Origin of the sequence: Pseudomonas sp. LAIL14HWK12:I1 (assembly GCF_003202095.1) — a bacterium.
In the GTDB taxonomy this organism is placed as follows: Bacteria; Pseudomonadota; Gammaproteobacteria; order Pseudomonadales; family Pseudomonadaceae; genus Aquipseudomonas; species Aquipseudomonas monteilii.
On record NZ_QJKG01000010.1, the window covers coordinates 219,095 to 228,161 of the forward strand.

At 62.5% G+C, this 9,067-nt stretch carries 7 protein-coding genes and 1 rRNA gene; 1 reads left to right on the forward strand and 7 read right to left on the reverse strand.

The window, feature by feature from the left end:
* Window positions 1-2: 2 nt before the first annotated feature.
* From D906_RS22755 to D906_RS22775, 5 genes are all read right to left on the reverse strand, one after another.
* Window positions 3-542 (reverse strand): histidine phosphatase family protein, encoded by a 540-nt coding sequence (locus tag D906_RS22755; protein ID WP_019097197.1) that lies wholly within the window; start codon window positions 540-542, stop codon window positions 3-5.
* A 98-nt stretch (window positions 543-640) separates the two neighbouring features.
* Entirely contained in the window at window positions 641-973 is a 333-nt protein-coding gene (locus D906_RS22760) for a DUF3325 domain-containing protein (protein WP_016714794.1), read from the reverse strand.
* A complete protein-coding gene (locus tag D906_RS22765; protein ID WP_025754412.1) occupies window positions 970-2,490 on the reverse strand; it encodes a PepSY domain-containing protein in 1,521 nt (506 codons plus the stop codon). The genes D906_RS22760 and D906_RS22765 overlap by 4 nt, the downstream gene beginning before the upstream one ends.
* Window positions 2,487-2,774, reverse strand: a complete 288-nt coding sequence (locus D906_RS22770) for a hypothetical protein (RefSeq protein ID WP_019097199.1) — start codon at window positions 2,772-2,774, stop codon at window positions 2,487-2,489. The genes D906_RS22765 and D906_RS22770 overlap by 4 nt, the downstream gene beginning before the upstream one ends.
* 156 nt (window positions 2,775-2,930) lie before the next feature.
* Window positions 2,931-5,171, reverse strand: coding sequence for a TonB-dependent siderophore receptor (locus tag D906_RS22775; protein ID WP_027615741.1), 2,241 nt, complete (start codon window positions 5,169-5,171; stop codon window positions 2,931-2,933).
* A gap of 271 nt (window positions 5,172-5,442) precedes the next feature.
* On the opposite strand from D906_RS22775, the gene D906_RS22780 reads away from it, so the two are divergent.
* The gene (locus D906_RS22780) at window positions 5,443-6,645 is read left to right on the forward strand and encodes an MFS transporter (RefSeq protein ID WP_027615742.1); all 1,203 of its coding nucleotides are present in this window, start codon (window positions 5,443-5,445) and stop codon (window positions 6,643-6,645) included.
* A gap of 57 nt (window positions 6,646-6,702) precedes the next feature.
* On the opposite strand, the gene D906_RS22785 is transcribed toward D906_RS22780, so the two are convergent.
* The gene (locus D906_RS22785; protein ID WP_027615743.1) at window positions 6,703-8,511 is read right to left on the reverse strand and encodes an ABC transporter ATP-binding protein/permease; all 1,809 of its coding nucleotides are present in this window, start codon (window positions 8,509-8,511) and stop codon (window positions 6,703-6,705) included.
* A 260-nt stretch (window positions 8,512-8,771) separates the two neighbouring features.
* Window positions 8,772-8,887: ribosomal RNA gene (rrf, locus tag D906_RS22790) — 5S ribosomal RNA — on the reverse strand.
* Window positions 8,888-9,067 lie beyond the last annotated feature (180 nt).

Below are 9,067 nucleotides of genomic sequence, written 5' to 3' on the forward strand. Positions count from 1 at the left end.
CCTCATTCCAGGCGCAGTCGCCACTGCCCGGTAAAGCTCAGATCCAAGCGCGACAGGGGGAGCACGTCGATACGCTGGCTGGCCTTCATCGGGCAACCCAACACCTGAACCAACACAGCGCGCATGACCATGGGGTGGGTCACCGCCAGCCAATCGCCCGGGCTGTCGAAGGCTGCCAGCCAGGCGGCCAGGCGCTGGCACAGGGCGGCGAACGACTCCCCCCCGTGCGGCGCACTGGCCGGGTCCTGTAACCATTGCGCCAAAGCCTCAGGCTGCTCAGCCTGCAATTGCTTCAACGCCAGCCCCTGCCAGTGACCCAGGTCGCAATCGGCCAAGCCCGGTTCGACCTGCACCTGCCCCGACAACCACGTAGCGGTCTCGCAGGCTCGCCGTTCTGGCGCAGCCAGCAGCTGCATGCCGGGCAGCATGGCGTCGGGTTGTTGCGTTAACGGCAAGATGCCGTCATCTGTTCGGTGCAGACGCCCGGCCTTCTGGGCCGGGGTCAGGGCATGGCAGATCAGGGTCAGGCGGACGGCTTTCACCGGGGCTCTCTCGCAGCAGGCTGGGCCCATGGTTTAACACGCTGCGAAGCTTTTGGCTGCAACTATGTCGTAGCAGCCTTTACCGCGATCAGGCCCGGTCAAGCTATCAGCGAAACCAGCCCCCACACCGGCACCGCGGCCACCAACCCCATCGCCATCCGCGGCCAGTACGGCAGCAGCATCACCAGCAGCAACCCCGCCAGCGACAGCACGCCGAACCAGGCCACCGGCCCCATGGCCCAACCCCAGGCCTGGGCGCACAGCACCAGGCTAGCCAGCAACGCCAACCAACCGGCGCTGCGCAGGCCGATACGCAATACGCGTGGGCACGCCCGATTCCACACCTGCTTGTAATGCCGCTCCAGCCCTTGGCACAGCCCAAGCATGCCGGCGTAGGCGAACAACACGCCACCTATGATCCACATCATCATGCCTTGACCTCCTGTTGCCGACCTACCCTGGTCTTCCGTTGCGCTGGCTGTGCTTGCCACACCCGCCAGGCCACCAGACCAAGCAACACCCCCAGCACCAGCGCACAGCCCGCTACGCCGAGGCGCATCGTGTCTTCGAGGCCGCCAAATGCACCCAGACCGATGCACAGCAATGCCGCCAGCAGCAGTTGTTCGACCCAGGCGCGCCGCGCCGGCCTGACGCCGGCATGCAACAGCGCCAGCAGCCATACACCGAAGAACGCGCGTACTTCCCAGCTTTCCCGCTGCATCAAATCCACCGGTAGCAAACGGCTGGCCCACAGTAGCCCGACGCATGCCAGCAGCAGACCGCTGATAAAGCCCACGTTGCACACTTCGGCCAGCCGGTACCAACGCCGTGCCGATGTTTCGGCGGTGGCGCTGGCGTATTTACGCCCACGCTTCACGCAGAACAGCACCAGGCCGCTGGCGATCATCAGGCAACTGATCAATCCGCACATGAAGTACAGCCAGCGCATCGGGTAGCCGCCGAACTGGGCGAAGTGCAGGCCGACCATGACCCGTTGGGTCAGCGGCGCCGCACGCCATTCAGGCACGTCGCTGAGTAACGCCCCGCTGACGCCGTCGAAAACCATGGCCTGCCCCTTGGCGAGGGCGATGCGGTTGCCCAGTTCGGGGCGGATTTCGATACGCGCCGCTGCAGTGTTGGGGTTACGAATGTTCAAGCCGCCAATAGGCCCCAGCCGCGCCTCGGCCTGGGCCAGCAACGGCGCCACGTCGACCAGGGTGGCCGGCTGCCTGGCCAGGCCACGGGGCTGCTCCAGGCGGGCATTACCCTGTGCCTGGAAGTAGGCGCGGGTGTCACCGGCGAAAAGTGCATCCACCCCGGCAGGGATATAAATGAGCATGAAGATCACCAGGCCGGTATAGGTGATCATCAGGTGGAACGGCAGCAACAGCACCGCGCTGGCGTTGTGAAAATCCAGCCACGAGCGCTGGCCCTTGTTCGGCCGGAAGGTGAAGAACTCCTTGAAGATTTTCTTGTGGATGACAATGCCGGTCACCAATGCGGCCAGCATCACCAGTGCCAGCGCGCCGACCACGAAGATGCCCCAGTTGCGCGGCAGGTCGAGGGTGAAGTGGAAGCGGAAGAAAAAGTTGCCGCCGACGCTGTCACGCACCTCGATGGCTTCGCCGGTGCGCGGGTCGAGCTGTACGCCGCCGCCGTGGCGCCGCTCACCGGTGGACACGCGCAGGCCTGGCGAGCGCTCGCTCGGTAAGCTGATGCCCCAGTTGCCGGCCTTCGGCTCATGGGCCTGCAGGTAGGCGATGGCACGCTGGGCGGCGGCGGCCTCGGACACCTGCGTGGCCGGGATTTCCGGCTGCATCCAGTGGTTGAGCTCCTTGTCGAACACGGCCAGCGTGCCGGTAACGAAGATGGCGAACAGCAGCCAACCGAAGATCAAGCCGGCCCAGGTGTGCAGCCAGGCCATCGACTGGGTGAAGGTGTTTTTCATGCCAGGCGCTCCAGTATCTGTGGCCAGAAACCGACCAGGGCCAGGGGCACGGCCAGTGCCAGCGGCGCCCAGGCGCGCAAGGCATCACGGCTGGCGAAGGCCCAGAGGATGGTGGCGGTGTAGAAAATGAACGCGGGCAGGGTCGCGACGATGATCGCGTCGGTGGCAGGCAGCGGCAGGATGCGGGCCAGGCAGGCAGTGGCGGCATAGCTCAGGGCGTAGCCGCCGAGCAGTGCGGCACTGGTGCGGGAGATAATCTGTAGCCAGGCAGGGGCTTTGATCATCGGAAGGCTCCTTGAGTCCAGTGATGAGGCCAGGGCTGCTGCGCAGCCCAATCGCCGGCAAGCCAGCTCCCAAAGGGACTGCACAGGGCTCGTTGACTGTGCAGTCCCCGTGGGAGCTGGCTTGCCGGCGATTGGGCCGCACAGCGGCCCCGTGGATCAGAAGTTGATATTCAGCGCAGCAAACACCGCCCTGCCCGGCTGGTTATAGGTGTTGGCCCCCGAGCTGCTGGCGTTGCCGCCCCGCAGGATCTGCTTGTCGAACACGTTGTTCACGCCTACCCGCACGTCGTAGTTGGCGTTGAACTTGTACCCGGCACTCACGTCCACCAGGCCATACGCCTCGACGTCCTGCTGCGCGGTCTTGTCGTACTCTTGCTGGGTGCGGTAGTTGTAGGTCGGTGACTTCTGCTTGCCAAAGTAGGTACCCGCTACCTGGAACGACAGCTGCTCGGTGGCGCGCCAGTCGAGGGTGGTGTTGACGGTGTATTCCGGGATCACCGACAGTGGCTCGCCGGTTTCGCGGTTGTCGTTGTCGAGCATCCAGGTCAGGTTGGTGTTCCAGTCCAGGGTCGGTGTCAATTCGATGAAGAAGTTGCCTTCGATACCTTCCACCCGCGCTTCGCCCGCGTTCTCCCACTGGGTCACGCGGCGACCGCTGTTAATGGCGTAGAGCACATCGGTCCCGCCGATGATCTTGTTCTTGTAGTCGTTGCGGAAGTAGGTCGCGCTGGTACGCCAGGTACCACGGTCGTACAGCAGCCCGATTTCCTTGTTGACGCTGATCTCTGGCTTGAGGTCGGCATTACCTTGCAGGTAGCAGCCGCCGGAGTTGGTCTGCTGCACACTGCAGCCCTGGCCACGGCTGTAGAGCAGGTAATTGGGGTTGGACTGGTACAGGTTCGGTACCTTGTAGGCACGCGCAATGCCACCCTTGACCGACAGTGCCTCGGTCAGTTTGTGCGACAGGTTCAGGCTTGGGCTGAAGTTGTCGCCAAACATCTCGTGATGGTCAAAGCGCAGGCCGGGCGTCACGGTCGTATCACCCAGGACGATATTGTCCTCGACGAACAACGCATAGCTTCTGGCCGTCATCTTCGTATCGCTGCGATCGAAGCCGCTGATCGCATCACTGCCCGAACCGCTGGGATCGAAGCTTTGCGGGCGGAACGAGCCCTGGTCGTTGAGCGACTCGTACAAGTACTCACCGCCCAAGGTCAGCACATGTTCAGTGCTGCCCATGGCGAACGGCAGGTTGACCTCACTGCTCAAGCGGGTGTTGCGCAGCCGCGACATCGCCGCGCCACTGTCGTTGATCGCCCCTTCCGGGCCACCGGCCAGGCCCTCGTTGAGGCGCCAGTTACGCACGTACTCGTACGCCAGGGTGGTCTTGCTGGTGCCCCAGGTAAAGTCGCCCAAGTGGGTCAGGTCGTACGTGCTGCGCTGCATGATGTTGGTTTCGTGGCCATACAGGCTGGAAATCAACGCGACATCGCTGCCGCCGTTGCTGTTCATGGTGTCGCCCGCGTAGATGTTGCCCTGACGGCTGTAGCCTGCGCTGGCTTCAAGGCGGTGCTCGTCGTTGAGCTTCCAGCTCAGCAAGCCATTGATGTCTTTGTTACGCACACCTTCGCGTCCGGCAACCAATGCGCTGTTGGCGTGGCTGGCGTTGATGTCGAAGTCGTCGGCGTCGGTCTTGGCCAAGCCGCCATACAGGCGGAACCCGAGGTTGTCGGTAAGGCCGCCGCCCAGGTTGAAGTTGGCGCGGCGGCTGGCGCCTTCGGTGCTGTCTTCTGGCAGTTGTGTATACAGGCTGACACTGCCCTTGAGTTCGTCGGTAGGGCGCTTGGTGATGATGTTGACCACCCCGCCCATGGCGCCGGAACCGTAGCGTGCGGCAGCCGGGCCGCGCAGGATCTCGATGCGCTCGACCGCTTCGGCCGGCACCCAGTTGGTTTCACCTCGGGTATCGCGGTCGCCGTTCCAGCCATAACGGACGGCGTTGCGTGCGCTGGACGGTTTGCCGTCGATGAGGATCAAGGTGTTCTCCGGGCCCATACCGCGCAGATCGATCTGGCGGTTGTTGCCCCGCGCGCCGCTGGCGCTGTTGCCGGTCAGGTTGACGCCGGGCTCGCGGCGGATGATATCGGACAGGTCATTGGTCGGCGGGTGGCGCTTGATGTCTTCGGCAGTGATGATCGACGAGCCCAAGGCCTGGCGTGCCTCGCGCTCGGCGGTGATCAGGGTGTCCTGGATCACCAGCACGTTGTCGGCGACCGACACTTCCTGCACCTCACCCGCACGCTGCTCCTCGGCTTCAGCCGCAGTGGCCATCATGGCCGGCGACGCCAGCGCGACGAACGCCAGGGCCAGGCTATTGGGTGAAGTTCTGCACTGCATGGGTACATCTCCTGCGATTCATGAGCGAAAAGGCACATCCCTGTCGGAAACCGGGGGCCCTTGCCCACCGGCCCCACAAACACAGTTTGGTGGCCAACAGGGGAGGTAAATATAAAGAGATGCAAATGCGAGTACATCTTATTTACGAAGTTTACATGTTTGTAACGGAACTTTGCTGAAACCCGGGATTGAGCAGTTAACCACCCATCGATTTGCATCCTGCACGGAGGCTCCTACAGTTTCGAACGTAGCAACTCTGTCGGGAGCCCAGATGCGCAGCAATGAAGACAGCCGCTCTGCACACACCACCAGAAGTCTGCCGAAGATCCCTCGCAGCGTCTGGGCGCTGGGCTTCGTGTCGATGTTCATGGATATCTCCTCGGAGATGATCCATGCGCTGCTGCCGCTGTACATGGTTACCGTGCTCGGCACGTCGGTAGTCGCGGTGGGCGTTATCGAAGGCATTGCCGAAGCGACCGCATCGATCACCAAGGTGTTTTCCGGCGCCCTCAGCGACCGGCTGGGCAAGCGCAAGCTGCTGACGGTGCTCGGTTATGGCCTGGCTGCGCTGACCAAGCCGGTGTTCCCCATTGCCTCCGGGCTGGAGTGGCTGACCGCAGCACGTTTCGTGGACCGGGTCGGTAAAGGCATTCGCGGGGCGCCGCGCGATGCGCTGGTGGCCGATGTCACCCCCGCCGAGCTGCGGGGCGCGGCGTTCGGCCTGCGCCAGGCGCTCGATACCGTGGGCGCCTTCCTCGGGCCGTTGTTGGCAATCGTGCTGATGTGGCTGACCGCGAGCCAGTTTCAAGCCGTGTTCTGGGTAGCGGTGATCCCGGCATTTGTAGCGGTATACATTCTCATCGCCTTCGTTCGCGAACCTGAAACGCGGCCTGCCTCACGGCCGGTACGCACACCGTTGGCGCTGCACGAGATGGTGCACCTCGGGTCGGCGTATTGGCGACTGATCGGCCTGGCAACGTTATTTACCCTCGCCCGCTTCAGCGAAGCGTTCCTGCTGCTGCGTGCCCAGGACATGGGCCTGGCACCGCTGTGGGCGCCGGCGGTGCTGGTCTTGATGGCGCTGGCCTACTCACTGTCGGCCTACCCTGCCGGGGTGTTGTCGGACCGGGTGGGGCGCCGAGGCGTGCTGATGGCCGGGTTGGGTTTGCTGATCGCTGCCGACCTGCTGCTGGCCCTGCTACCGGGCTGGGGCGGGCTGGCCCTGGGGGTTGCGGCCTGGGGCCTGCACCTGGGCTTCAGCCAAGGTGTCTTCGCGGCCATGATCGCCGACAGTGCCCCGGCCAACCTGCGTGGTACCGCCTTCGGCCTGTTCAACCTGCTGACCGGCGTGGCACTGCTGGCCGCCAGCGTGGTAGCCGGGTTGCTATGGGATGGTGCAGGATTTCAGGCAACCTTTCTGGTCGGCGCGGGGTTCGCTGGCGCCACCCTGGCGGGGTTGACACTGCTGCGCTGAGCCTGGGAGGAGCCCGGCTGATCGCCATGCTGACGGTGATCAGCACCCGGACGCAAACTAGGCCAGCGCAGCCTCCTGCTCCAACAATGACCAACCGCCATGCCCATCCACTTCCAGCCGATGGGTATGGAACGCTGCCAGCGTGCTGCGGTGGCCGACACTGACCAGCAGTGCCCCCGGCATTTCCGAGCGCAACAACGCATACAAGGCATGTTCGAGGCCCTCATCCATCGCCGAGGTGGACTCGTCAAGGAACACCACCTGCGGCCGGTTGAACAGTACCCGGGCGAATGCCAGACGCTGCTGCTCACCCACCGAAAGAATGTGTGACCAGTCGCAACTGACGTCCAGGCGCTCGGCCAGGTGAGCCAGGTTGACCTGGCGCAACGCCTGCTGCATCCGCACCTCATCCTCTGGCTTGCTGGCTGCCGGGTAGGCAATGACAGTACGCAAGTCACCCAGAGGCAGGTACGGGCGCTGCGACAGGAACAGTGCCTGATGGCCCATTGGCCGCCTGACCTCACCTTCGGCATACGGCCAAAGGCCCGCCAGGGCGCGCAGCAGCGTGGTTTTACCACTGCCCGATGGCCCTTTGATCAAGAGCGCCTGACCCGCGTGCAGGCTCAGGTCCAGGTCGGCAATAAGGGCGTGCCCGTCCGGACGCAGCACCTGCAGGCGGGTGATCTGCAGCGCATGCGCCTGGTCTTCGGTCAGGACGCGTGGCATTGCGCTCGCCTGCTCATTGGCATCGAGAAACCCGGTCAGACGGTCGAGGGTCGCCCGGTACTGGGCAAACGCATCATACGACTCACGGAAGAACGATAACGAATCCTGCACTTGGCCAAATGCCTGGGACGTTTGCATGACGTCGCCCAGCTTGATCGCGCCGCTGAAGAAACGCGGTGCCTGCAGAATGAACGGGAACACCACGGCAACCTGGCTGACGCCCAGGTTGAAACCACTGAACTTGAGGTTTCGGTACACCAAAGCCCAGGCATTCACGATCAAGGCTGCAAAGCGGCCTAGCAAAGTGCCCCGCTCGACCTGTGCACCTTGGTAGAAGGCGATGTTCTCGGCATTTTCACGCAAGCGCATCAGCGCATAGCGGAAGTTCGCAGTGAGTTTTTCGTTGAGGAAATTCAGGCGGATCAATGGGCGGCCAAGGCGGAAGGCGACCCAAGTGGCGATGATGACATACAGGTACACGGCAAACACCATCGCCCGGGGGATCTCCACCCCGGCCACCGTCAGCGGTGCCGACAGCCCCCAGAGAATGCCGGTAAATGCCACCAGCGAAACCAGCGCACTGACCGCGCCCAACGCCAGGCTTACCGAGCTGGTGACGAAAGCGTTGATATCCAGTTCGATACGCTGATCGGGGTTGTCCACTGGCTCGGCGAGGAACTGGCCGCGGTAGTAGGCATCGCCTTTCATCCAGTCGTGGGTCAGACGCTCGGTGAGCCAGACCCGCCAATGAATGCTGAATGCCTGGGTTACATAGAACGTGAACAGCGAGCGCAACACATGAATGGTAGCCAGTACGGCAAAGACGCCAAGCAAGTACCAGAACGCGGTTTGATCAAGCCCCTGCAAAGCGCTGTAGAAGCCGTTGTACCAGAACGAGAACAGCACGTTCAGCCGTACAGAGAACAGTGTCAACACCAGCAGCAACGCAAACACCAACAGCGGCCGCCAACTGCGCCTGAAACTGAAATAGGGCCCGGCAAGCTGCCAGAACTGACTGCCCCAGCGCGTGCAGCGCACGGCCAGTGTGGCGGCTGCGGCGAAGCAGACTAGGGTGATGAACGAGGCGATTGCCAGCCAGCTCAGGCTCTCTTGCAAAGCCTGGTGCCAGTTCATTTCCATGGTGGGTATCCGTGCTGAGTATTTCCGCGAGCGTAACATTGCTCCGCGATTCGTCAGGCATAGATGACGCACATTTCATGATTGCTTTGGTTGTTTGAAGCAAGCGACGTGGTGGATGGCACCGGCTCCGCCAGTGTTCGCGGCTAAAGCCGCTCCTACAGGGATCTGGGTAAAGCCGAGACTTGCGTGGGCTTGGCTTTTTCAGGCCACAAAGACAAAACCCCTACCTGCATGCGCAGATAGGGGTTTTGCGAAATGAATCTTGACGATGACCTACTCTCACATGGGGAAACCCCACACTACCATCGGCGATGCATCGTTTCACTACTGAGTTCGGGATGGGATCAGGTGGTTCCAATGCTCTATGGTCGTCAAGAAATTCTGTTGCCAGAATGTCCGTGAACACTCGTGGCCAATTCGGATATGCGATATTTGTGATGTTGCGAACTTTCGGGTCTTTCGTCTTCACCACCACAATTTGGCTTACGCGCAAATTGCTTGGGTGTTATATGGTCAAGCCTCACGGGCAATTAGTATTGGTTAGCTCAACGCCTCA

What these genes read in the sequence shown, in the direction of transcription:
- D906_RS22785 (WP_027615743.1), bottom strand. Translation starts at nt 8,511, where the DNA reads ATGGAAATGAACTGGCACCAGGCTTTGCAAGAGAGCCTGAGCTGGCTG.
- D906_RS22780 (WP_027615742.1), top strand. Translation starts at nt 5,443, where the DNA reads ATGCGCAGCAATGAAGACAGCCGCTCTGCACACACCACCAGAAGTCTG.
- D906_RS22760 (WP_016714794.1), bottom strand. Translation starts at nt 973, where the DNA reads ATGATGATGTGGATCATAGGTGGCGTGTTGTTCGCCTACGCCGGCATG.
- D906_RS22765 (WP_025754412.1), bottom strand. Translation starts at nt 2,490, where the DNA reads ATGAAAAACACCTTCACCCAGTCGATGGCCTGGCTGCACACCTGGGCC.
- D906_RS22770 (WP_019097199.1), bottom strand. Translation starts at nt 2,774, where the DNA reads ATGATCAAAGCCCCTGCCTGGCTACAGATTATCTCCCGCACCAGTGCC.
- D906_RS22775 (WP_027615741.1), bottom strand. Translation starts at nt 5,171, where the DNA reads ATGCAGTGCAGAACTTCACCCAATAGCCTGGCCCTGGCGTTCGTCGCG.